Annotated in this window: 16 protein-coding genes, 1 tRNA gene and 3 rRNA genes; 8 read left to right on the top strand and 12 right to left on the bottom strand. The window is 45.3% G+C overall.

The annotated features are described in order from the left end of the window. Nucleotides 1-184 precede the first annotated feature (184 nt). Nucleotides 185-439: a hypothetical protein gene (locus tag N4J56_RS32340; protein WP_317110530.1), complete on the top strand. Its 255-nt coding sequence runs from the start codon at nt 185-187 to the stop codon at nt 437-439. Nucleotides 440-863: 424 nt separating this feature from the next. On the opposite strand, the gene N4J56_RS32345 is transcribed toward N4J56_RS32340, so the two are convergent. The 3 genes from N4J56_RS32345 to N4J56_RS32355 are packed head-to-tail and all read right to left on the bottom strand — an operon-like array spanning nt 864 to nt 3,788. Further along, nucleotides 864-2,498, bottom strand: a complete 1,635-nt coding sequence (locus N4J56_RS32345; RefSeq protein ID WP_317110531.1) for a CocE/NonD family hydrolase — start codon at nt 2,496-2,498, stop codon at nt 864-866. Further along, entirely contained in the window at nt 2,492-2,947 is a 456-nt protein-coding gene (locus N4J56_RS32350) for a cupin domain-containing protein (protein WP_039713097.1), read from the bottom strand. The genes N4J56_RS32345 and N4J56_RS32350 overlap by 7 nt, the downstream gene beginning before the upstream one ends. A 55-nt stretch (nt 2,948-3,002) precedes the next feature. Next, nucleotides 3,003-3,788 (bottom strand): cysteine hydrolase family protein, encoded by a 786-nt coding sequence (locus tag N4J56_RS32355; RefSeq protein ID WP_410500668.1) that lies wholly within the window; start codon nt 3,786-3,788, stop codon nt 3,003-3,005. Nucleotides 3,789-4,014: 226 nt separating this feature from the next. On the opposite strand from N4J56_RS32355, the gene N4J56_RS32360 reads away from it, so the two are divergent. Together N4J56_RS32360 and N4J56_RS32365 are read left to right on the top strand one after the other, a co-directional pair. Further along, nucleotides 4,015-5,412 carry an amidohydrolase gene (locus N4J56_RS32360; protein WP_317110533.1) on the top strand — a complete coding sequence of 466 codons (1,398 nt, stop codon included), beginning with the start codon at nt 4,015-4,017 and terminating at the stop codon, nt 5,410-5,412. Nucleotides 5,413-5,672: 260 nt separating this feature from the next. After that, nucleotides 5,673-6,377: a rhomboid family intramembrane serine protease gene (locus N4J56_RS32365; RefSeq protein ID WP_410500669.1), complete on the top strand. Its 705-nt coding sequence runs from the start codon at nt 5,673-5,675 to the stop codon at nt 6,375-6,377. Nucleotides 6,378-6,447: 70 nt separating this feature from the next. Here the strand turns inward: N4J56_RS32365 and rrf are convergent. The 4 genes from rrf to N4J56_RS32385 all read right to left on the bottom strand — a co-directional run bounded on the left by rrf (nt 6,448) and on the right by N4J56_RS32385 (nt 11,548). Then, nucleotides 6,448-6,564 (bottom strand): 5S ribosomal RNA (gene rrf, locus N4J56_RS32370). 136 nt (nt 6,565-6,700) lie between these two features. Continuing rightward, nucleotides 6,701-9,575 (bottom strand): 23S ribosomal RNA (locus N4J56_RS32375). A 228-nt stretch (nt 9,576-9,803) separates the two neighbouring features. Continuing rightward, nucleotides 9,804-9,873: transfer RNA gene (locus N4J56_RS32380), tRNA-OTHER, on the bottom strand. 183 nt (nt 9,874-10,056) lie between these two features. Then, nucleotides 10,057-11,548: ribosomal RNA gene (locus tag N4J56_RS32385) — 16S ribosomal RNA — on the bottom strand. The 16S, 23S and 5S rRNA genes sit together here with 1 tRNA gene alongside, the layout of an rRNA operon. A 268-nt stretch (nt 11,549-11,816) precedes the next feature. On the opposite strand from N4J56_RS32385, the gene nadC reads away from it, so the two are divergent. The 3 genes from nadC (at nt 11,817) to N4J56_RS32400 (ending at nt 15,080) form a co-directional block, all read left to right on the top strand. Further along, a complete protein-coding gene (gene nadC / locus N4J56_RS32390) occupies nt 11,817-12,683 on the top strand; it encodes a carboxylating nicotinate-nucleotide diphosphorylase (protein ID WP_317110535.1) in 867 nt (288 codons plus the stop codon). Nucleotides 12,684-12,826: 143 nt separating this feature from the next. Then, nucleotides 12,827-14,614 (top strand): arginine--tRNA ligase, encoded by a 1,788-nt coding sequence (gene argS, locus N4J56_RS32395; RefSeq protein ID WP_317110536.1) that lies wholly within the window; start codon nt 12,827-12,829, stop codon nt 14,612-14,614. Nucleotides 14,615-14,690: 76 nt separating this feature from the next. Then, nucleotides 14,691-15,080, top strand: coding sequence for a hypothetical protein (locus tag N4J56_RS32400; RefSeq protein ID WP_317110538.1), 390 nt, complete (start codon nt 14,691-14,693; stop codon nt 15,078-15,080). A gap of 131 nt (nt 15,081-15,211) precedes the next feature. Here the strand turns inward: N4J56_RS32400 and ptsP are convergent, their stop codons facing one another. The 3 genes from ptsP to dhaK all read right to left on the bottom strand — a co-directional run bounded on the left by ptsP (nt 15,212) and on the right by dhaK (nt 19,689). Further along, entirely contained in the window at nt 15,212-17,725 is a 2,514-nt protein-coding gene (gene ptsP / locus N4J56_RS32405) for a phosphoenolpyruvate--protein phosphotransferase (RefSeq protein WP_317110539.1), read from the bottom strand. A 200-nt stretch (nt 17,726-17,925) separates the two neighbouring features. Then, complete coding sequence (gene dhaL / locus N4J56_RS32410) at nt 17,926-18,552, bottom strand: dihydroxyacetone kinase subunit DhaL (protein WP_317110540.1); 627 nt, start codon at nt 18,550-18,552, stop codon at nt 17,926-17,928. Nucleotides 18,553-18,621: 69 nt separating this feature from the next. Beyond that, on the bottom strand, nt 18,622-19,689 hold the full coding sequence (dhaK, locus tag N4J56_RS32415; RefSeq protein WP_317110541.1) for a dihydroxyacetone kinase subunit DhaK: 1,068 nt from the start codon (nt 19,687-19,689) through the stop codon (nt 18,622-18,624). A gap of 335 nt (nt 19,690-20,024) precedes the next feature. On the opposite strand from dhaK, the gene N4J56_RS32420 reads away from it, so the two are divergent. Both N4J56_RS32420 and N4J56_RS32425 read left to right on the top strand, forming a co-directional pair. Further along, nucleotides 20,025-20,270, top strand: a complete 246-nt coding sequence (locus N4J56_RS32420; protein WP_015157499.1) for a hypothetical protein — start codon at nt 20,025-20,027, stop codon at nt 20,268-20,270. Nucleotides 20,271-20,397: 127 nt separating this feature from the next. Continuing rightward, complete coding sequence (locus N4J56_RS32425; protein WP_317110542.1) at nt 20,398-20,766, top strand: response regulator; 369 nt, start codon at nt 20,398-20,400, stop codon at nt 20,764-20,766. 56 nt (nt 20,767-20,822) lie between these two features. Here N4J56_RS32425 and def read toward each other — a convergent pair whose 3' ends face one another. Further along, a complete protein-coding gene (gene def, locus N4J56_RS32430; protein WP_317110543.1) occupies nt 20,823-21,338 on the bottom strand; it encodes a peptide deformylase in 516 nt (171 codons plus the stop codon). An 83-nt stretch (nt 21,339-21,421) separates the two neighbouring features. Next, nucleotides 21,422-22,843, bottom strand: coding sequence for an HhoA/HhoB/HtrA family serine endopeptidase (locus N4J56_RS32435; RefSeq protein WP_317110545.1), 1,422 nt, complete (start codon nt 22,841-22,843; stop codon nt 21,422-21,424). Nucleotides 22,844-23,052 lie beyond the last annotated feature (209 nt).

A 23,052-nucleotide genomic window follows, 5' to 3' on the forward strand; every position in this document is an offset into this window, starting at 1 on the left:
ACCTAGAACAGTTTTAGATCGAGTCAACTGTTCTATTTAAAATTTCTAAATCCGTACCTTATCAATTTTGTCTGCTGAGGATAAAACTAGAAGTAAGCAAGTCAAAAGGCAAAAAGCAAAAGGCAAAAAGATAGAAATTTGCTGATGAAATTTGCTGTGAATAAATCTCACTCCAAGATTTACTATGATGAAAACCTCAATTTTATCTACGCAAAAAACAAAAATATCTTTGTTCCTCTTTGAGAGTTTTAAGGCAATTATTGAGAAATTAATTCAGGCTTTAACTCGCAGTCACGAATTGCAAGTTTGGCGTAAAAAAGACCGTAACGGTAACGCTTACTGGCAAGCATTCGATCCAAAAACCCGTAGATCTACTACTCTCAGTTCCGAGGCGGAAATGCGAATTTGGATCGAGCAACGCTACTACAACTCTGATTAATTCACTGGAAGGTTCGGTTCGGCAATTGCTTTCTGATGGCATGAGAAATCGGGGAAAAATCGCTCGTATCAAAGTACGGGCGGGTTTACCTAGATTATCTATTTGCCTACAGGCATTTCGGGTGAAACCCGCCCCTACAGCAATAAATTTGGATAAACATGGAACTCATCATGACTTACTCAATTGTCCACATCTGTTTAGTAGCAGTATCGTGGCTATCAACCAATGCAAAAAATTACCCCATCTCTCCCCCAACCCGCTACCTTGGGAGTACGCATATTAAACCAGAAGTAACAATAGAAATGCAAAAAACACGACTTTGGTTTTAATAACCTCGCATCACAACCAAAATACCTTTTGCGCCCTTACTTTGCGTCTACTCTACGAGAAGCCGCTTTGCGTCTTTGCGTCTTGGCGTGACATTTCACTCTACCACTGGCAACAACAACCTTGAAGCACGATCGCCACCACACTCAACCCTCAAAGTCACAACTTGAGCATCCATCAACCGCGTGCTACCGAGAGGCGAACCCGTACCAGGGTTCATCGGATAAGCCGGAAAACAAGCCGCACTTAAACTCAGCCGCAAAGCATTCCCCTTTCTAATACACACACACGTCGCTTGCAGAGACATTTTTAAAGGTCGATCTTGCCCTGACGGAACGTGAATGTAACCCTGAGTCAGGTTATAGACACTCCCATTTGGGTATACCTCAGAAACCACCGCACACAAGTCATGACTGGGCGTATCGGCACTGCACCAAATCTCTGCCATCACTTCCCCCGCCAAATGCAAATCTGCCGCTAAGGGCGCGGTAGTATAAGTCAAAACGTCAGTACGACAATCAATTTGCGATCGCTCAAACGATCCTGCGGGTACGACTGCATGACCCCCCAACGCTGGCACGGGTCGCCAAGGGTCGTGAACGAAAACATCTGAATGATAGGATTTGGGACAAGATTCGCTTAGCATTCCTGAGTCTTCCCGAATACTTGCCAATCCAGTGCTTGACAAAAAATACGATTTTTGGTTTGATTTAGTTATTATGGGAAAAGTGCGCCACATATTAGCTCCCATCTCAAACCAACGGATTGGTAACTCTGCTTCTAAGCCCATATTCAAACCCTTTACAAACCGATCGAACCAACGGATTTGCATCTCATCTACAGGACTGACAGCTTCCAGCCCGTAATCAACTGTACCGACTTTGCGCGACCAAGGTAAATGCGCCCAAGGTCCCACAAGCAACTGCTGACGATATTGACTCCGTTCTGCCATATCTTTGTACAAACGCAGCGTCCCGCGCAGGTATGTATCAAACCAGCCGCCAATATGAAACATCGGTAGATCTACATGTTGCAAATAGCGCTGAGGCGAAATTTCCTGCCAGTAGTCATCCTCTTGAGAATGTTCCAACCACTCGTGATAAAAGGCATTAGGCGCGAATTTACGCAAACACTCATTTAAACTGGGGACGCGATCGTAGACAGATATATCTTGAGCGGCAGCGTAGAGAGTGTAATGTGCCGCAACATCACCCTGTATCCTGGCGGATTCGGCAGCGAGTTGAATTGCCCAGCCCAAATTCGTTTGCAAGCAAAACGCCCCACCCTCGTATACCCAGTCGCTGTAAAGGTTATAGGCAACCATCGCAGGGCAAATCGTTTTTAAAGCAGGAGGCTTGGCAGCAGCAGCATACAACTGCGTCATTCCCTGATAAGAAAAACCGTACATCCCAACTTTGCCATTACTACCAGGTAAATTCGCCGCCCAATTTACCGTATCTTCACCATCTTCAATTTCATGGACGAATAGCTTAAATTCTCCCTCTGATGTACCTCGCCCTCGCACGTCTTGAATTACGACAATATATCCACGGGCAGCATACCAAGTTGGATGGGCGTAGACTACAGTAGAAGCGATCGCCCTACCATAGGGTTGACGCATTAATAATACGGGAAATTCACCCTCAGCATCAGGATAGTAGACATCTGCATCCAACCGCATGCGATTGCGCGTCAGCATCGAAACAGTTTTTTTCGGGCGCACTGCTAACATAAAACTGGTGCAGGTAAGCGACGCAATACGGAAATATCCTCCTCATCCAGTTCTACAGGCGTACCGCTACGGATCAGTTCGGCAAAATCTTCGTTTGGAACCATGATACACAGGGCATACAACCGAGTCGAACCAGTATTTTCTATGATATGAGTTCCCGTAGCAGGGACTAAAATGCTATCTCCGGCTTGGATAGAAACCGTTTTCCCATCACACATTGCTCGTCCTTCGCCTTTGAGGATAAAAAACATTTCTACTGCCCGTCGGTGTCGATTAGGAGGAGTCTTGCCATCCACATCAAAAATTTCTACACACATCGTCAGTGACTTGTTAGCAGTTGCCGTGTCAAAGACAAGCGCCAATCTGTTGGTATCTTGAGGGCTAATCCGAAAGGCTTGGTAATCTTGGGGAGACTTAACAACGGGAATTACACAACGATTTGTATTCATACGTGGTAATTGGTAGTTGGTAATAGGCAAGAGGCGAGAGGTAACCGATAACTGGTCACTGGTCACTGGTCACTGTATCTTTAATTGCTTCCACGATAGCTTGGGAATCGGTGACAAAACCAAAGCATTGCTTAACGTTGTATAAAGTTGCCAGCCAGCAATACTCTGGGGATGTGGTAGCAGTACAGTCTTCGACTAACATGCAGTCGTAGCCTAAAAAATTAGCATCTTGTAATGTTGCCATGACGCATTGATCGACATTTACGCCTGCAAAAAATAGCGTCGTTCTGCCCAAATTACGCAAAATACTATCTAAGGGAGTATCCCAAAAACCACTCATGCGGTACTTATCGACGCGGATATCTTGGGGAAGTTGTTCTAACTCATCTACCACCGCCGCCGCCCAACTTCCAGCCGTTAGTACCTTAGCACTGTTGGTAGGGAGAGGATCGCCTAACCCGACTCCCGTACCTGTGGGGTTGTAAACGTGGCGCGAACCAGCACTAATATTAACTAAATCGGCACGATTGCCCCAGTTGATCCAGAGGACAGGGACATCTATTTGCCGCAAAACTGGCAGTAAAGATTTTAGCGGTGAAATCGGGTTGCGGGCAGGAGTAACATCCACGCCAATATGCGCCAGCCAGCCATCGGGATGACAGAAATCATTTTGCATATCTATGACTAGAATGGCAGACTTTGCCAAGTCGAGGCGTAGAGTTTTGGTTTGAGTTGGTAGGGTAATAATTTTTGTGTCTAGAGGCGGACGAGTGATATCTGCGATCGCTTCATTGACTGCCCAGGCGTTAGGAGGTATTCCTAGAGTTGTTAATTGATTCATGGAATTAGAGCGTAGTGGGTTGTAGGGGCGGGTTTTCTGCATAATTCCTGTAGTTGGGCACATCATCCCGATAAACCCGCCCTCACCAGAGTAAAGGCGCACATGCGCCCATACACGCAAGTTTATTATTCAGTGACTTTGTACCCTGAGTAGAAATCTTTTTTACAGAATTGATGTCACACTAAATAACAAGATTTTATATTTGTTGATATTTAAGGATAAGTTTGTGAGTTATACGATTCAACAAGCCTTAATTCCGGTTGAAGACGGTTACACAACAGTAGACGTACAGATAGAAAACGATCGCATTGCTGCTATTGCTCCCCAATTACCTGTAAACGGCATGGCGATCGATGGTAAAAATAAGTTACTCCTACCTGGTTTGTTTAACGCTCACACGCATTCTTCTGAAATGTGGCAACGGGGGATGATTTCTCCCGTTCCTTTAGAGTTGTGGCTTGCCGAACTGTACGATTTTGCCCCCCTCGATCCCGAACAAGTCTATCTCAGTGCTTTGGGTACGGCGGTAGAAACCCTGCTTTCAGGAGGGACTAGCGTTGTCGATCACTTAGTTTCGATCCCAGGAAAGGAAATTGAAACTGTAGCAGCGGCGGTGAGGGCGTATCGCGAAATTGGCATCCGGGCTTTCGTTGCGCCCCTAATTCAAGATGAAGCTTTGAGTGCGGGAATACCAACTGGAGGGAAGGAAGTAGAAAAAGAAGCTTTCTTTCGTTCTACAAATGAGATATTAGCAATGATGGAGGACGTTGTGACTCAATTCCACCGCCCAGAGGAAGGAATTAATCTACTCGTCGCCCCTACAGGAATTCAACTATGTTCTGATGCTTTATTTACAGGGTGTATTGAATTGAGCGATCGCTACAATCTCTGTCGTCACTCTCACCTACTCGAAACCAAAGCCCAGCAAAAATTAGCACTAGAGAAGTACGGTTGCAGTGCCGTAGAACATTTAAAACAAATTGGCTATTTGAGCGATCGCACCTCTTTAGCCCATTGTGTATGGTTGGATGACGACGACATTGCTATCCTTGCCGAAACGAAATCAACTGTAGTTCACAATCCCTTAAGTAACCTACGTTTAGGTAGCGGGATCGCCCCTATTTTAAAATATCGTCAAGCAGGAATAAACGTGAGTTTTGGTTGCGATGGTTCTGCAAGTAACGATTCGCAAGATTTGTTAGAAGCAATCAAAATTGGTTCAATTCTACACACCGTTACCGACCCAGATTATCGTCACTGGATTACACCCCGTCAAGCAGTAGAAATGGCATCTTGCGGCGGGGCGAAAGGACTAAATGTTTCAGATACAATAGGAACCTTAACAGTAGGAAAAAAAGCCGATCTAGTAGTTTATAATTTGACTAATTTATCGCTCCTACCTCGTACCGATCCAATTGGTTTACTAATATTAGGTCGTCCAACTCAGGTTGTCGATAGTGCTTGGGTGAATGGCAAGCAAATTGTGAGTAGTGGGAAGTTAAGAACTATTGATGTTGACGAATTACGACAAAAACTATTTCATCGCAGCCAATGGAGTAGCCAGCGCCAATCTAAAACTGTGACAGAAATTGAGGTTCGCTATCGCGTGGTGATGGGACTATAGGTTAAAAACGAGAAAGAAACAATCTCAAATAAATCATACTCTTCGATCGAGCTGCGCGAGCGCTCTCATTCTCTTCAGCTCGAACAAATTTACCTAACTTTTCTGTCATTTCTTCATGTTGCTGTGAGCGCAGTGCGTGTTTCTCTGCTTCGGCAATGTGTGCTGACGATAACTTTTTTCTATTCTAGTATTTACGTCTATTCTGCCCTCTGTCTGCCCAATCGATGTCTGACAAAAGAATGAGTTTTTCTCCAACTCCTATGATTCCAATTAGCAATCGCATTCCTAGCGGTAGGCAACCAGTTGTTGTCTATTTAATAATAGGTATAAATATTGTTTTATTTATCTGGGAATGGAAACTCGATGTTAAAGGAGAACTAAGCCATATCATTAATAGTTGGGGAGTGACTCCAACAAAAATATTTTATGTCACGACAGCAGCTTTTACTACCTTGAATCCTGCTGCTTGGATAGCTTGGCTTTTACTTCAGTTGTCCCTAGTTCAAGGACTATTTTTGCATAGTAGTTTCAGCCATTTAATCGGTAATTCACTATTTTTATTAGTATTTGGCAAAACTTTAGAGAACTTATTAGGACATCTCAAGTTTTTATATTTTTATTTACTATGTGGCGTTTTAACCTTTGGATTGCAGATTTTAGTTGAGCCTACACTCAATTTACCTTTAATTGGCTCGAATGGTGCGATCGTGGGAATTTTAGGAGCTTATCTCTACAAGTTTCCTAGAACTAAAATCGACACTATATTACCCTTACTAATTATATTTATTCCCCTGGAAATACCAGCATCCTTTTATTTGTATTGGTGGTTTATTCAACAGTTATTCTATAGTATTGGCAACTTAAGCATTCATAGCAGTGTAAATTCTTTCAGTCTTGGCTATTGGATGCATGGGATTGGATTGATTATTGGTATAGTTTTGATGCGCTCTCTAAAATATAAGTAGTTATAAAAAATATCTATAGATAAATAGCAAAAGCCCCTATTTTCCTAGAGGGGCTTTGATCGAAAAATCGACCTGGCGCGGAGCTATTGTCCCGTGGGGCAACCCCCAGAGTATCGTCGCCGCAGTCGCGTTTCACACCTGAGTTCGGGATGGATTCAGAGTGGGTCCACAACGCCATGCGCCCAGGAAACTTATCAGTGACCAGTGACCAGTGACCAGTGACCAGTGTTTCTACTGGATGACTGATGGCTGTATCACTACGGCATCACCCTGAAGACTGCATAGACAAGAGAATTAAGTCGTGGGAGAAATTCCTCATTGCGGTGGTCAAGCCCTCGGTTATTAGTATCAGTCGGCTGCATGCATTACTGCACTTCCACCACTGACCTATCAACCCATGTTCTGTGGGTGACCTTACTGAATTGACTTCATGAGAGTACTCATCTGGAGGTGGGCTTCCCACTTAGATGCTTTCAGCGGTTATCCGCTCCGAACTTGGCTACCCAGCGTTTACCGTTGGCACGATAACTGGTACACCAGCGGTTCGTCCTTCCCGGTCCTCTCGTACTAAGGAAGGCTCCTCGCAATACTCTAACGCCTGCACCGGATATGGACCGAACTGTCTCACGACGTTCTGAACCCAGCTCACGTACCGCTTTAATGGGCGAACAGCCCAACCCTTGGGACGTACTTCCGCCCCAGGTTGCGATGAGCCGACATCGAGGTGCCAAACCTCCCCGTCGATGTGGACTCTTGGGGAGATCAGCCTGTTATCCCTAGAGTAACTTTTATCCGTTGAGCGACGGCGCTTCCACTCACTACCGTCGGATCACTAAGGCCGTGTTTCCACCCTGCGCGAGTTGTCACTCTTGCAGTCAAGCTCCCTTTGCCTTTACACTCTGCGGCTGATTTCCAACCAGCCTGAGGGAACCTTTGCGCGCCTCCGTTACACTTAGGAGGCGACCGCCCCAGTCAAACTGCCCACCTGAAACTGTTCCCCGACCGGAGTTACGGTCGTGGGTTAGAATTCTAGCCTCGCCAGAGTGGTATCTCACATTGCGGCTCCTTACTCCCCACAAGGAGTAATTCCACGCCTCCCACCTATTCTGCGCAAGCAAAGCCCGAACACCATTCCAGGCTACAGTAAAGCTTCATAGGGTCTTTCTGTCCAGGTGCAGGTAGTCCGTATCTTCAACATTCCTATTTCGCCGAGTCTCTCTCTGAGACACCATCCAGATCGTTACGCCTTTCGTGCGGGTCGGAACTTACCCGACAAGGAATTTCGCTACCTTAGGACCGTTATAGTTACGGCCGCCGTTCACCGGGGCTTCGGTCGCCAGCTTTAGGAACGAGTCCCTGACCGACTTCCTTAACCTTCCGGCACTGGGCAGGCGTCAGCCCCCATACTTCGTCTATTGACTTTGCGGAGACCTGTGTTTTGGTAAACAGTCGCCTGGATCTCTTCACTGCGACCCAATTTCTTGGGCACCCCTTCTTCCGAAGTTACGGGGCCATGTTGCCGAGTTCCTTAGAGAGAGTTATCTCGCGCCCCTTAGTATTCTCTACCTCCCTACCTGTGTCGGTTTTGGGTACAGGTGTCGATTAGTTAACGTGTTTAGAGCTTTTCTTGGAAGCTTGACCTGCTACCACTTCGGGTCCGTAGACCCTCGGTCTCTTAACCCCAGCTCGAAGCGTTTTCGCCGCTTCTCATCGCCTCGGTTAATTGCGCCGATAACCAACATTCGGCTGGTGCGTGCCTTCTCCGTCCCTCTGCACAACTAATCTTCAGTACGGGATTGTTCGCCCGTTGTCCATCGACTACGCCGTTCGGCCTCGCCTTAGGTCCTGACTAACCCTCCACGGACGAGCCTTGTGGAGGAACCCTTAGGGTTTCGGGGTATTGGATTCTCACCAATATTTGCGCTACTCAAGCCGACATTCTCACTTCTGCTTCGTCCACACCTGCTTGCCGCTAGTGCTTCACCCTATCGCAGAACGCTCCCCTACCACTTGTATCGCAAGTCCGCAGCTTCGGTACAAAGTTTAGTCCCGTTCATTTTCGGCGCAGGAGCGCTTGACCAGTGAGCTATTACGCACTCTTTCAAGGATGGCTGCTTCTAGGCAAACCTCCTGGTTGTCTGTGCACTCCCACCTCCTTTGCCACTTAACTTTGATTTGGGGACCTTAGCTGGCGGTCTGGGCTGTTTCCCTCTTGACGATGAAGCTTATCCCCCACCGTCTCACTAGTAAGATTGTTGCTGGTATTCTGAGTTTGTCTCGATTTGGTACAGCTTGAGGCCGCCCGCACCGAAACAGTGCTTTACCCCCAGCAATTATTACTTACCGCTGCGCCTCAACACATTTCGGGGAGAACCAGCTAGCTCTGGGTTCGATTGGCATTTCACCCCTAACCACAGCTCATCCGCCGATTTTTCAACATCGGTCGGTGCGGACCTCCACTTGGTGTTACCCAAGCTTCATCCTGGCCATGGTTAGATCACCCAGGTTCGGGTCTATATACACTGATAAATTCGCCCACTTCAGACTCGCTTTCGCTGTGGCTATCAGCCATACCAGTGACTATAACTCGCCGGCTCATTCTTCAACAGGCACGCGGTCGGACGTTGAATCATCCTTCCACTGCTTGTCAACTGACGGTTTCATGTTCTATTTCACTCCCCTTATCGGGGTTCTTTTCACCTTTCCCTCGCGGTACTGTTGCTCTATCGCTCACGCAGTAGTATTTAGCCTTACCGAGTGGTCTCGGCTGATTCACTAGGGATTTCCCGTGTCCCTAGCTACTCGGGATTCAGCTAGTATCACTTCAACTTTCGACTACGGGACTATCACCCTCTTTGGTGCGATTTGTCAATCGCTTCGTCTAGCCTCGTGCTTCCATGTCGCTGTCCCACTACCCCAGAATACCAAGTACTCTGGTTTAGGCTCTTCTCCTTTCGCTCACCACTACTGGGAGAATCTCGTTTGATTTCTTTTCCTCCAGCTACTAAGATGTTTCAGTTGGCTGGGTTGGCTCATACCTGTCTATGGATTCAACAGGCTGTACATTGGGGTTGCCCCCATTCGGATATCTTCGGCTCATTGCTTGCTGCCAGCTCCCCGAAGCTTTTCGTCGGTCGCCACGTCCTTCTTCGCCTCTGCGTGTCTAGGTATCCACCGTCAGCTGTGTTTCGCTTGACCAGTAATTTCGCAAATACTTGGTTTTCTACCTGACTTTATCTCTTGTCTCTATGCAGTTTTCAAGGCAGTTTTCAAGGTGCTCGCTGGAATCTACCCAGCAGTTGTCCGCCCAGCAGACAGTGCTGAATTTTGCCCAACTTGACTAGTCTATCATCTTCCGTTCATCTTGCCACAAGTTGTCTGTGCTACTTTCGACTTGTGCACTCTCAATTCTGAGTTCTGTTGAGGTGGGCCATCCTGGACTCGAACCAGGGACCTCACCCTTATCAGGGGTGCGCTCTAACCACCTGAATAGCCCCTACTGGTGGTAACACTCTTACCGAACCAGTTTAGTTTGAAAGCGTTGCTTCACTCGAGCTGTTTTGTCGGTGTCGTCCGACCTCGGGATATCCTCAGTTTCCAGCTCTTGTCCGGCAGTACCGTGACGCATCTTACTGGTCGCTGGTCGCTGGTTACTGGTTACTGAAGTTGGTCTCCCTGTAAAGGAGGTGATCCAGCCACACCTTCCGGTACGGCTACCTTGTTACGACTTCACCCCAGTCATCAGCCCTGCTCGGCATCCTCCTCCACAAGTGGTTAGAGTAATGACTTCGGGCGTGGCCAACTTCCATGGTGTGACGGGCGGTGTGTACAAGGCCGGGAACGTATTCACCGCCGTATGGCTGACCGGCGATTACTAGCGATTCCGCCTTCACGCAGGGCGAGTTGCAGCCTGCGATCTGAACTGAGCTACGGTTTGCTGGGCTTTGCTCCCCATCGCTGGTTGGCTTCCCGTTGTCCGTAGCATTGTAGTACGTGTGTCGCCCAGGACGTAAGGGGCATGCTGACTTGACGTCATCCCCACCTTCCTCCGGTTTGTCACCGGCAGTCTGTCTAGAGTGCCCAACTGAATGATGGCAACTAAACACGAGGGTTGCGCTCGTTGCGGGACTTAACCCAACATCTCACGACACGAGCTGACGACAGCCATGCACCACCTGTGTTCTGGCTCCTTTCGGCACCCATGAGTTCCCCACGGTTCCAGACATGTCAAGCCCTGGTAAGGTTCTTCGCGTTGCATCGAATTAAACCATACTCCACCGCTTGTGCGGGCCCCGTCAATTCCTTTGAGTTTCACACTTGCGTGCGTACTCCCCAGGCGGGATACTTAACGCGTTGGCTCCGGCACTCCTCGGGTCGATACGAGAAACGCCTAGTATCCATCGTTTACGGCTAGGACTACTGGGGTATCTAATCCCATTCGCTCCCCTAGCTTTCGTCCCTCAGTGTCAGTTGCAACCTAGTAGAGCGCTTTCGCCACTGGTGTTCTTCCCGATCTCTACGCATTTCACCGCTACACCGGGAATTCCCTCTACCCCTATTGCTCTCTAGCTCACCAGTTTCCACCGCCTCTTCCCAGTTAAGCTGGGGGCTTTGACAGCAGACTTGATGTGCCACCTGCGGACGCTTTACGCCCAATCATTCCGGATAACGCTTGCATCCTCCTCCGTATTACCGCGGCTGCTGGGCACGGAGTTAGCCGATGCTGATTCCTCAGGTACCGTCATTGATTCTTCCCTGAGAAAAGAGGTTTACGACCCAAGAGCCTTCCTCCCCTCACGCGGTATTGCTCCGTCAGGCTTTCGCCCATTGCGGAAAATTCCCCACTGCTGCCTCCCGTAGGAGTCTGGGCCGTGTCTCAGTCCCAGTGTGGCCGGTCGTCCTCTCAAACCGGCTACCGATCGCAGCCTTGGTAGGCTCTTACCCCACCAACTAGCTAATCGGTCGCGAGCTCCTCTTTTGGCTATACAATATTTCACCTTGCGGCACATCCGGTCTTAGCTGCCGTTTCCAGCAGTTGTCCCCGTCCAAAAGGCAGATTCTCACGCGTTTCTCCCGTCCGCCACTAGAAGTCCGAAAACTTCCCGTTCGACTTGCATGTGTTAAGCATACCGCCAGCGTTCATCCTGAGCCAGGATCAAACTCTCCGTTTTTTTTCCTTAACTCAACATATGTTTCTTCTAATTCGACACCAACTCTCTTGTGCTATTGGCGCTTTCAAACTATACTCTTTTCTAGGTTCGGTCGCCTTTTGGAAGGTCGCTTCGCGTCCCTCTCTCTTCCGGCGCTTTACTAATCTATCTAATCTCCACCAAAAGTGTCAACCCTTTTGGCAAAATTTTTTGACTTTTTCTCAAATCCTCTCGCCGCAACGGTTTGAGCTAGAGTAATTCTGGAGTCAAGCCAGGAAGTTTATTAGTCGTGAGTAATTTTGCTGTTTTACCGCCTTGGTTAATACTCGATCCTCAACTGCGTGATTGGTTAGCTGAAGATATTGGACGAGGCGATCGCACGACTCAAAGCTTGCTAGCTCACAATCCACCTATAGGACAAGCCAAGTGGGTAGCCAAGGCTTCAGGTGTTGTTGCAGGTTTGCCCGTTGCAGCTAGAGTGTTTCAGCTTTTAGACGAGCGAGTTAAATTTGTCGATCATGTGGCTGAGGGAGAATCATGTCAGCCAGGACAAGTCATTGCTGAGATGAGTGGAGCGTTGAATGCATTGCTGATGGGAGAAAGAGTTGCACTTAACTTGGCTATGAGGTTGAGCGGTATTGCTAGCCTTACCCGTCAGTATGTGGAGAGAATAGAAGATTTACCGACTCGATTAGTCGATACGCGCAAAACAACTCCAGGACTGAGAGTACTGGAAAAGTATGCAACTCAACTAGGAGGAGCAATTAATCACCGAATGGGATTGGATGATGCAGTGATGATTAAAGATAATCATATTGCGGTAGCGGGTGGAATTAGTAAGGCGATCGCCCAAATCCGCCAGCGCATACCATATCCTCTCACCATAGAGGTTGAAACCGAGTCTTTGGAACAAGTATCAGAAGCCATACGGCATGGGGCAGATATCATTATGCTGGATAATATGTCTCTAGAGATGATGCATCAAGCAGTAGAGACGATCCGGCAATACAATAGCAAAATCAAAATTGAAGCTTCTGGTAACGTTTCTTTGGAAACTATTTGCTCGGTAGCAGAAACAGGCGTAGATTATATTTCTAGTAGTGCGCCGATTACTCAAGCGAAGTGGTTGGATTTGAGTATGAAAATTGAATGTTGAGCTTGGAAGTGTCTGCGGCTAGGTAGAACGATCGAATCGCCTACACCTTGCTGACACACTATACATAACTATTTAGAAGTGTCTGCGGCTAGGTAGAATGATCGAATCACCTACGCCTTGCTGACACACTATACATAACTCTTATGAAAGAAACTTTAGAACAGCTCAAACCTCGATTCGAGCAAGCTTTGGCTGCTGCGTTGGGTGCAGAATATGGTGGAGTCGATCCAATTTTAGTACCTGCTAGCAATCCTAAATTTGGAGATTATCAAGCAAATGTAGCTCTACCGCTAGCGAAACAAGTAGGAAAACCTCCACGGGCGATCGCAGAACAAATTGTATCAAAATTAGATGTCAGCGATATCTGCGAAACTCCAACGGTGGCTGGTCCTGGTTTTATTAATTTGACATTAAAGCCTGCTTATTTAGAGGCACAGCTACAGAAAATTAATCCTGACCCTCGGCTAGGAATTGCACCTGTTAAACATCCCAAGAAAGTTATTGTAGATTATCCCAGCCCAAATATTGCTAAAGAAATGCACGTTGGACATTTACGTCCGGCGGTGATTGGAGACTGTATTTCTAGAATTTTAGAATTTATCGGACATGACGTAGTGCGTCTGAGTCATGTAGGCGATTGGGGAACTCCCTTTGGAATGCTGATTGCTTATTTGCAAATAGCATATCCAGAAGCTTTGATGACTCCAGAAGCTTTGATGATTCCTGAGAATTTAGACTTAGGGGATTTGTCTTCGTTCTATCGTCAAGCTAAAAAGCTATTTGATACTGATGAAGAGTTTAAGGAAGCAGCGAGACAGGCTGTAGTACAACTGCAAGCAGGAGAAGAAAAAACTATTCTGGCTTGGAAGATTGTTTGTCAACTGTCTAGTAAAGCATATCGAGTTATTTATGACTTGATGGGAATTGCTCCGTTTATTGAAAGAGGAGAATCTTTTTATAATGCTTTATTAGCAGAAACGATTGAAGATTTGGAAGCAAAAGGACTTGTAGAAATTGATGCAGGCGCGAAGTGCGTTTTTCTAGAAGGTTTCACAAATAAAGAAGGTAAGCCTTTGCCCTTGATCGTGCAAAAATCTGATGGAGGTTATAATTACGCTACAACGGATTTAGCTGCTATTCGCTATCGAGTAAATGTTGATAAAGCACAACGAGTAATTTATCCAGTGGGTGCTGAGCAAACTAATCATTTTGCTCAAATTTTTCAGGTAGGAAAACGAGCGGGTTGGATTACTGATGAAGTAGAGTTTTATCACGCTCCTTTTGGTTTGGTTTTGGGTGAAGATGGATCGAAATTGAAAACTCGCTCGGGGGAAGCTGTACGCTTAAAAGATTTGTTAGATGAAGCGATCGCACATGCTCGTAAAGATTTAGAATCTCGATTAAAAGAAGAAGGAAGAGAAGAGACAGAGGAATTTATTAACCACGTCGCTCAAGTGATTGGTATTAGTGCAGTAAAATATGCCGATTTGAGCCAAAACCGCAATAGCAATTACATTTTTAGCTATGATAAAATGTTGGCTTTGCAAGGTAATACTGCTCCTTATATGTTATATGCTTATGCACGGATTCAAGGCATTAGCCGTAAGGGAGGAATTGATTTCGAGCAATTAGGAGACAACGTTAAGGTTGTATTGCAGCATGAAACTGAACTCGTATTGGCAAAGCATTTACTTCAGTTAGATGAGGTTATCTCAACAATTGAAGCAGATTTATTACCAAATCGATTGTGCGAGTATTTGTTTCAATTGAGCCAAAAATTCAATCAATTTTACGATCGCGATCGAGGTGTTCCAGTCTTGAATGCGGAAGAACCTCAGAGAACGTCGCGGTTAGTGCTGTGTAATTTAACGGCTAGAACTCTCAAGTTGGGATTATCTTTATTAGGAATTCCCGTGTTGGAGAGGATGTAAATAGCAGATTCAAATAAGGTGGGTAATGCCCACCCTACTATTTATTTTAAGTTGGTTAGGTGGTGAGGAGAAGATTATGAAGATAACAGTTATTAGTCAAATTGCGATCGCGCTCGTGTCTTTATCTACAGTTTTTACACCAACTGCGGCTAAAGCTCAACTCGTTCCGCAGCCTTGGATTTCAGTGGGGGGAGATGATGGTGATGTGACTTTTTCTGTGGGTGCGAGAATTATCGGTTTGGGGGTTGAATTAGGATTTGGTCCGGGTGATTCGACGGGAGTGGACGTACTCAAGTTTATTAATTTACCTGTTGTCGATCCCTATATTGGGATAGGATATTATTCGGATGATGAGGATTTTGCCGTGTCTGGTGGGGTTCAAATTGATGCTGCGGACAATCTGTTTGTAGGAGTTGGTTATAATTCCGTACGGGGATTTAACGGACAGGTGGGAATTAGGTTTTAAATAAGTCAATAGCTAAAAGTCAAAAGTCAAAAAGTTACCTTTAGACTAGAAGTTTAAGGCTATACAGACAAAGCCTACCTACCCTTCGGGAACGCTTCGCGAACGCAGGCTAAACAGAAATTTAGCTGTTTTCAAATACCTTTAAAAAGAGGAGAATTAGAGATAAAAGATTTTATTTCTGTGGCTGAGTCAAGTTGCATAACAGAACGAGCGATCACCTCTGCTTCTTGTGTTGTTAACTGACTGATTATTTGTTTAATCTGAGGAATAGATTGAGGATTAAGACTTAATTCGTCTAAACCTAAGCCTAGTAATATGGGTACGGCTAGGGGTTCGGCTGCGAGTTCGCCACACAATCCTATCCAAATTCCTGCATGGTGCGCAGCTTGCACAGTTTTTTGAACTGCTTGCAATACAGCAGGATGAAAAGCGTCAGCTAATGGAGCAACTTTCGGATTTGTGCGGTCTGCTGCCATGATATATTGGCTTAAGTCATTCGTACCAATGCTGAAAAAGTTGACTTCAGAGGCAAGTTTATCTGCGATCGCAACCGCAGATGGAATTTCTATCATGATGCCAATTTCAATATCTTTATCAAAGGGAATACCAGCTTGGGATAATTCTGTTTGTGCTTCTGCCCAAATTGCTTTAGCTGCTTGTAGTTCTGCTAAAGTTGCAATTGTGGGAAACATAACTTTAATTTGATACCCTGAGCTAGCTCGTAATATTGCTCGTAACTGAGTTTTGAAAAGCTCGGGACGATTCAAGCAAAATCGAATACCTCGCCAGCCTAAAAAAGGATTAGTTTCTGCTTGTAATCCCAGATAAGAAAGAGGTTTGTCGCCACCTACATCCAGAGTACGAATAATTAGGGAACGGTTTGCTAAAATTTGGGCGATCGCACGATAAATTTCAAATTGTTCTTCTTCTGTAGGTGAGGAAGTTCTGTCGAGATACAATAATTCGGTGCGTAATAATCCGACTCCCTCTGCACCTTGAGCGATCGCAATTTGAGCATCGGCAATACTACTAATATTAGCAAAGACTTGAATTCGCTTACCGTCACGGGCGATCGCTGGTGCTTGCGCTTTGGCTCGTGCTTGCTGTCTAGCGGTAATTATCACATCTCTTTTTGCTTCGAGGGTAGCAATTGTTTGAGAATCGGGTTGTATCCAAATATTGCCATTTTCACCATCAATTGCTAATAGCGTACCAGATTCTAAATTTAAAATCTGTGAGTTGACACCGACAACAGCCGGAATTCCTAACGTGCGTGCCAGAATTGCACTGTGAGAAGTAGCGCTACCTTGTAACGTACAAATTCCTAATACTTTTGTCCGATCTAATTGGACTGTATCAGAAGGAGAAAGATCGCGAGCAACGAGAATACTAGGCTGATTTAATTCTATATTAGCAGTAGAAACGCCAAGGAGCGATCGTAAAACTCTTTGTCCTACATCAATAACATCTTTAGCTCGTTCTTGTAAATAAACGTCATTGAGATGGCGATAACTATTGGCTATTTCATCAATAATGGTATTCCAAGCAAATTCAGCATTTTGATGTTGCTCAAAAATTCGTTTTTGGACGGGTTCGATAATTGCTGGATCTGCCAAAATTAAAAGATGTGCATCAAATATTGCTGCTTCATTCTCATGAATATGGATTCGATCTTTGATATTTTGAATTTCTTGTTTAGCAGTTGCGATCGCTATTTGTAAACGCTGCCATTCAGCCTCTACATCAGCTACACAAAGTTCGTGAACTTTTATTTGATGTGAATGATGTTGGAAAATTGGGGCGATCGCAATTCCTGGGACAGCAGGAATGCCTTGTGTAAAATGAGAGGAAGTATGGAGGTGAGGAGATGAAGTATGATGAGTCTCACCAAAATTATTTTCAACAAGTGTTTGTAGTGCTAACAGTGCCACATCTGTATCTTCGCCAACAGATGCGATCGCAATTTCGTGTCCTTGGCGTACTCCTAATGTAGCGACTTGATTGATACTATCTGCTCTCACAAATTCTGTGTTTCTGGTGATATTTCGCACGCGAATTTGAGCCTGAAACTGAGTTACTGTGGTGACAAATTGAGCCGCAGGACGTGCATGTAGTCCTTGTGGGTTACGGATTGTCAGGTGGATTTCTTTTGTTGGGTGGGAGTCGGGAGTCGGGAGTCGGGAGTCGGAAGATCTGTTTATATCTTCTTCACCAATGACAAATGACGAATGACTAATGACACCTAATTGTGCTGCTTTTGCTTTGAGTGCTTGTCGTGCTTCAGAAATAACGACATCGATATCGTTACTGGATGTAGCTGCAACAGAGGCGGCGATCGCACCTTCTACTAGAGGCGCTTCACATAAATGAATTTTATCCTGTTGTTCTTCTGGCAAGAATTCTATTGCCATCTCCGCACTAAGTAAGGCACTACCGAGATCCATAAGTACGAGAACGCCATCGTCACTATAGACAGAGGCGATCGCTTCATAGACTTGCATGGCATCTGTACCCAGTGGATTTTCTGGATCGTCAATTCCTGCTGCTACGGCTATGGGTACTTTGTCCTGTACCATTTGCCGCGCAAGTTCCCGCACGCCTTCGGCTAGTTTTTTGCTGTGAGAGACAATAACAATGCTAACCATGCGATCGCCTCATGGGTATTAAAAGCTTCTATTCTTGCAGTTACTTTATACTGATAGCAACTTGTATACATCAGCAACAGAGTAGACAATTCTTCAATTTTGCATAACTTTATTTGCTTTTACAAGGATTACAACGATATTTATAATGTGATACAGATACAAGAACTGAAGATTTAGTACATCTTTATATCTCTATCAATTTAGCTTTCCAATACTGCTAGCAAACTCTTCAGCATTAAGTAAGTAGAAGTTGCGCCTGGATCTTGGTGTCCGATACTGCGATCGCCTAAATAACTCGCTCTCCCTTTTTTCGCTAGCATAGGAATAGTCTCTTTCATCGCTTGTTCTGCTACTAATACTACTTGCTGTATCGTTTCTAAAATATTTTTATTGTTATCTACAGATTGTTGAAAACTATCCACAACTGGTAATAAAACATCTATCATGGTCTTGTCACCAAGGTGCGCTTTACCTCGTTGAACTACACCTTCTAAACCTGCTTGTAATAACTTGAGTAAATCTTCTGTTGCGAGTTCTGCTTTCCCTGTTACGGCTGTACTTGCTCTCAAAAAAAATGTGCCGTAAAGAGGACCACTTGCACCACCTACAGTAGAAATTAAGGTCATGCTGACAGTTTTTAAAATTGTACTGATGTCTTTGTCGGCAACACTAGATAGTTGACTTGCTACTTTCTTAAAGCCGCGATCCATATTGATCCCATGATCGGCATCACCAATTGCTGCATCTAATTCTGTTAAATATTCTTTATTTCGCTCAATCTCAGCAGCAAAATTATGCAACCATTGCAATATTTGATTTTTGTTCATCTTATTTGACAATTGGCGAGAAGTATCAGACAATTCACTAACTACTCTTCACTGATAACTGATAACTGATTACCAACATAAACTGGCTGTTTTTACAGGCGCATCCCACAGCCGCAGCATCTCATCATCGACTTTGAGCAAGGTAATGGAACAGCCTTGCATTTCTAAAGATGTGATGTAATTGCCAATTAAGTTTCTCACTATTTGCAATCCCTGTTTTTGACAAATTTCGGCTAATTTGCGATACACAATATACAGTTCTGATAAGGGCGTACCACCCATACCGTTAACAAAAGCTAACACGCGATCGCCCGACTTAAACTCAGAATTGACTAACTCTACATCTACCCATTCTTCTTGAGTCTCATGCCATTCTCGGACTGTACGACTGTAGGGGCAATCGTTAATTATTGATAAGGCGAGTATTTCTGTAATCTCGTCTACCGATTTTAGCGGCATTCTTTCTCTACCTGGTTCGCCGTGAATGCCAATCCCAATTTCCATTTCGCGATCGCCCAAACTAAAAGTAGGCGATCCTTTCGTGGGTACGGTACAAGACGTTAACGCCATACCCATACTGCGACCGTTTAGATTCACCCGCCGACAGAAATCTGCCACTTGCGGCAAGTTGTATCCGTCTGCCGCAGCCGCACCGCAAATTTTCTCTGCTAGTACTGTCGTGCCTACACCTCGCCTGCCTTGGGTATAAAGGCTATTTTGGACGGCAACATCATCGTCTATCAATACATTTAACACCCGTATATCCTCACCACGGGCTAACTCAGTTGCCATTTCAAAGTTCATTACGTCGCCACTATAGTTTTTGACAATGTAAAGCACTCCAGCGCCGCCATCTACCTGTTTTGCCGCTGCTAGCATTTGGTCAGGTGTAGGCGAAGTAAACACCTCTCCAGGACACGCAGCATCTAACATACCCATACCGACAAAGCCAGCGTGCATCGGTTCGTGACCGCTACCTCCACCAGAAATAATTGCTACCTTACCTGTCACGGGTGCGTCGGCGCGGTATACAAATGTAGGGTCGAAATTCACCTTTAACAAGCTAGAATGAGCTGCTGCCATGCCTGCTAAACTCTCCCGTACGAAGCTGTCCGGTTGGTTAATCAACTTCTTCATGGTTCGCTCCTATTCGAGAGGCTATTACAACTCAGGATAAAAGACTTTGGAGCAGTCTTGACATTTACTCAGCTATCCTTACCGCTCAATGTAAATTTGGTTAACTTTAGGTTAAGTCATGGTTAAATATGAGTCATAATATATTTTCCTAGACTAAGCTCAGTTTGATAACTCAATCGGGAAATACAACCAAAATAGGCAGATGACTGGCGAATACCAAGGTTTATGTATTCATAACTACAGATTGAAAGATGAAAATCTTTCTCATGGATGAAGGTCACTAGAGTTAATTTAAGGATAGGTTAAGATAAATTCTTTCTTATAGGCAGAGTAGTATGGCAAAAGCAGAGCTAAGTAATAAAAATAGTTTTATTTACGCCCAAAGCAGGTATCATGGCAAGTTTACGCCAGAACATCTGGCTTTTAATGCTAACTTGCAAGAATTTGCTCAGAAACTTGCTTATATTTCTGCTTTACATACAGGTGGAAAGCTTTCCTCAGAGAAAGCATACGAACAGGTGGCAAGTCTATGGCAAAAGATAGAGCAGAGCAAACGCGCCATGAACATTGGCTCGAAGTAGCGATCGCCCTAAAAATCTTTCTGCTACTAAATATTAAACAAATAAATTTGAACTTTAAGCAATTTAAGGTTATGGATTTACTACCAGTCCTTTTGTTATCTTGCACTCAAATTCAGAACATGTAAGAATGACGAAGGTTTTGGCGATTGAGGATGATGCACTATTGCGCGATAGTATTGTCAACGTACTCACACTGAGAGGTTTGACAGCGATCGCAGCTGAAAATGGTTACGCCGGATTAAAACTTGCAAAAGAAAATATTCCTGACTTGGTATTATGCGATGTGAGAATGCCAGGACTGAGTGGTTACGAAGTTCTGAAATCGCTGCGACAAGACCCAAACACCGCTGCTATTCCATTTATTTTTTTGACTGCTGAAAATACTCCAGAAGTTATGGCTATGGGAGCAGATTTGGGAGCCAATGGTTATTTGTGTAAACCATTTTCTACAGCTGAGTTGATGACAGCGATCGCGCCTTTTATCAGTGACCAGTGACCAGTGACCAGTTATCAGCGATCGTACACCACCAGCTACCAACTACCAATTATCAATTACCCACTCACTAATTTCTGATATTCCTGCTCTGTAATAAGATCGTAGTTAGTTTCGAGGCGATCGAGGAATACAATGCCGTCGAGATGGTCGAGTTCGTGTTGAAAGATTCTAGCAACGAAATCGCTCAATTCTTGCTTGTGTAACTTGCCGTAGCGATCGCTATATTCAACTTCGATCGCTCGATCTCGGGGTACGGAACCGCGAATTCCAGGGATACTCAGACAACCTTCCCATCCTTTTACACTCTCACTAGAACGAGCCGAGATTTTGGGATTAATCATCGGTGTCGGCTCCATTTCTGGAGCGTGAGGATAGCGGGGATTGGGACGGGAAGCAACAATAAAAATGCGATCGCCAACACCAACTTGCGGTGCAGCAATCCCTACACCATTCGTCTGTTTTACTGTAATTAATAAATCGTCTATAAGCTGTTGAATTTGCGGCTCGTCAATGTTTTCCACAAACTCAGCTTGACTTCGCAAAATCGGATTACCAAGTTGAATGATTTCCATTGTTATCAGTTATCAGTTATCAGTTATCAGTGGAGAATGGGGTGTAGGGTTGAGTTGTGACTTACGACTTACGACTTACGACTTCATCCTTCTTGTTGTACGGGTAAATTAGCCAACTTCACAGATAGCTGTGCGGTTTTGCCATTGCGTTGAACTTGGACGGAAACTTGGGTTCCTACAGAACTTTGTTCGACTATCTGTTGTACTTGGTCTGTTTTCGATACGGGTTGATTGTTAATTGACTGAATGACATCTCCACTTCTGATCCCTGCTGCGGCTGCGGGAGAGTTAGGCACGACTCTAACTACTAATACGCCACTCTCAGCAGGGATTTGAATTTGTCCTTGCGACTCTACTTCTAGTTGCTGTCTAATTTCTGGTGTTAACGTCACCATTTGCACTCCCAAATAAGGGTGCTGAACGCTGCCTGTAGCAATAAGTTGCTTAGATATGCGCTGGACGGCATTAATTGGAATGGAGAAGCCTAATCCTTGCGCACCTTGAATGATTGCCGTATTCATGCCGATAACTTCACCACGGGAGTTCAGCAGGGGTCCGCCAGAGTTACCTGGATTGATTGCCGCATCGGTTTGAATAAAGCCAATCCGCTTATCAGTTACGCCGATATCACTCGCAGAACGGTCTGTTGCACTGACAATTCCTGCTGTCACCGTATTATCTAAACCGAGGGGATTGCCGATCGCGATTACCCATTCTCCTGGTTGTAGTTCGTCAGAATTGCCAATTTCTACTACGGGTAAATTATTTGACTGAACTTGAATCACGGCGATATCAGTGACCGGATCTTCGCCTAAAACTTTTCCTTCTAGGGTACGACCGTCTTTAAGCGTGACACTGACGCGATCGGCTCCATTGACCACATGGGCGTTAGTCAAGATTTGACCGTTAGCACTAATAATAAATCCAGAACCAGTTCCGCGCACGATCCGTTCTCGCGGTTGAGCCTCGGGTACGCCAAAAAAGCGGCGAAATAAGGGATCTTCAAATGCTTCGGGTAGCTGCCGTCTCACTGTTCTAGAAGCATTGATTCTCACCACAGCCGGACCAACTTTCTGAACGGCGGCGACAACAAAATTAGGGTCGCTGACACTAGGTAAAGCAGCGCGAGGAACCCCTGTTGGCGCAGGAACGACAGGGGATGGAGCTATGGGAGTTTGTTGAGCTTGGGATTGACGGAAAGGCTCTGTAATAGTGGCACAGCTACTTAACGAAACGCATAAAACACCAGAGATCAGCGTCAATGCCTTCCTAACAGCAGTTCCAGACAATCGCCACCGATCGCCCTCTACTTTGTCTGATAAACTCTTCCTTACGAGTCCTACAAGGTTAGTTTCAACTAGATTGCCTGTGTTGCCAAAGAAATACCCGCCAAACCCATTCCGATTACTGCCTGGGGTTTTTTCAGTGCCATCAAGCTGCAAACGCCTTGGTTCTCTCTCTTGTGGCTCAGGTCGTGACTCAATATTGCGTTGCCTGCTGCTCATCTGTTTTGCTGTGGGTGAAAGTCGATCGGTAGCTAGTTCGATTTTGCCTCAATTGAGCGGAGTTTTGCCGCTGAGTGCAGGTAAAGAGTTTTGCAAAGGAGTTATACGATCGATGTTTTTGTCGATCGCGATCGCTGCGATCGAATAAGAGTTTGGTAGATTAGTTAACCTATCCCTATTTTGACAGCTAACAGCAGAGGTGGTAAAAG

Origin of the sequence: Chroococcidiopsis sp. SAG 2025 (assembly GCF_032860985.1) — a bacterium.
GTDB lineage: Bacteria > Cyanobacteriota > Cyanobacteriia > Cyanobacteriales > Chroococcidiopsidaceae > Chroococcidiopsis.

Excerpts from the sequence above, each read along its gene's own strand:
- N4J56_RS32400 (WP_317110538.1), top strand. The coding sequence starts at position 14,691 with ATGAAGATAACAGTTATTAGTCAAATTGCGATCGCGCTCGTGTCTTTA.
- N4J56_RS32435 (WP_317110545.1), bottom strand. The coding sequence starts at position 22,843 with ATGAGCAGCAGGCAACGCAATATTGAGTCACGACCTGAGCCACAAGAG.
- N4J56_RS32425 (WP_317110542.1), top strand. The coding sequence starts at position 20,398 with ATGACGAAGGTTTTGGCGATTGAGGATGATGCACTATTGCGCGATAGT.
- dhaL (WP_317110540.1), bottom strand. The coding sequence starts at position 18,552 with ATGAACAAAAATCAAATATTGCAATGGTTGCATAATTTTGCTGCTGAG.
- N4J56_RS32420 (WP_015157499.1), top strand. The coding sequence starts at position 20,025 with ATGGCAAAAGCAGAGCTAAGTAATAAAAATAGTTTTATTTACGCCCAA.
- N4J56_RS32365 (WP_410500669.1), top strand. The coding sequence starts at position 5,673 with ATGATTCCAATTAGCAATCGCATTCCTAGCGGTAGGCAACCAGTTGTT.
- N4J56_RS32340 (WP_317110530.1), top strand. The coding sequence starts at position 185 with ATGATGAAAACCTCAATTTTATCTACGCAAAAAACAAAAATATCTTTG.
- N4J56_RS32345 (WP_317110531.1), bottom strand. The coding sequence starts at position 2,498 with ATGTTAGCAGTGCGCCCGAAAAAAACTGTTTCGATGCTGACGCGCAAT.
- argS (WP_317110536.1), top strand. The coding sequence starts at position 12,827 with ATGAAAGAAACTTTAGAACAGCTCAAACCTCGATTCGAGCAAGCTTTG.
- dhaK (WP_317110541.1), bottom strand. The coding sequence starts at position 19,689 with ATGAAGAAGTTGATTAACCAACCGGACAGCTTCGTACGGGAGAGTTTA.
- ptsP (WP_317110539.1), bottom strand. The coding sequence starts at position 17,725 with ATGGTTAGCATTGTTATTGTCTCTCACAGCAAAAAACTAGCCGAAGGC.
- N4J56_RS32350 (WP_039713097.1), bottom strand. The coding sequence starts at position 2,947 with ATGAATACAAATCGTTGTGTAATTCCCGTTGTTAAGTCTCCCCAAGAT.
- def (WP_317110543.1), bottom strand. The coding sequence starts at position 21,338 with ATGGAAATCATTCAACTTGGTAATCCGATTTTGCGAAGTCAAGCTGAG.
- N4J56_RS32355 (WP_410500668.1), bottom strand. The coding sequence starts at position 3,788 with ATGAATCAATTAACAACTCTAGGAATACCTCCTAACGCCTGGGCAGTC.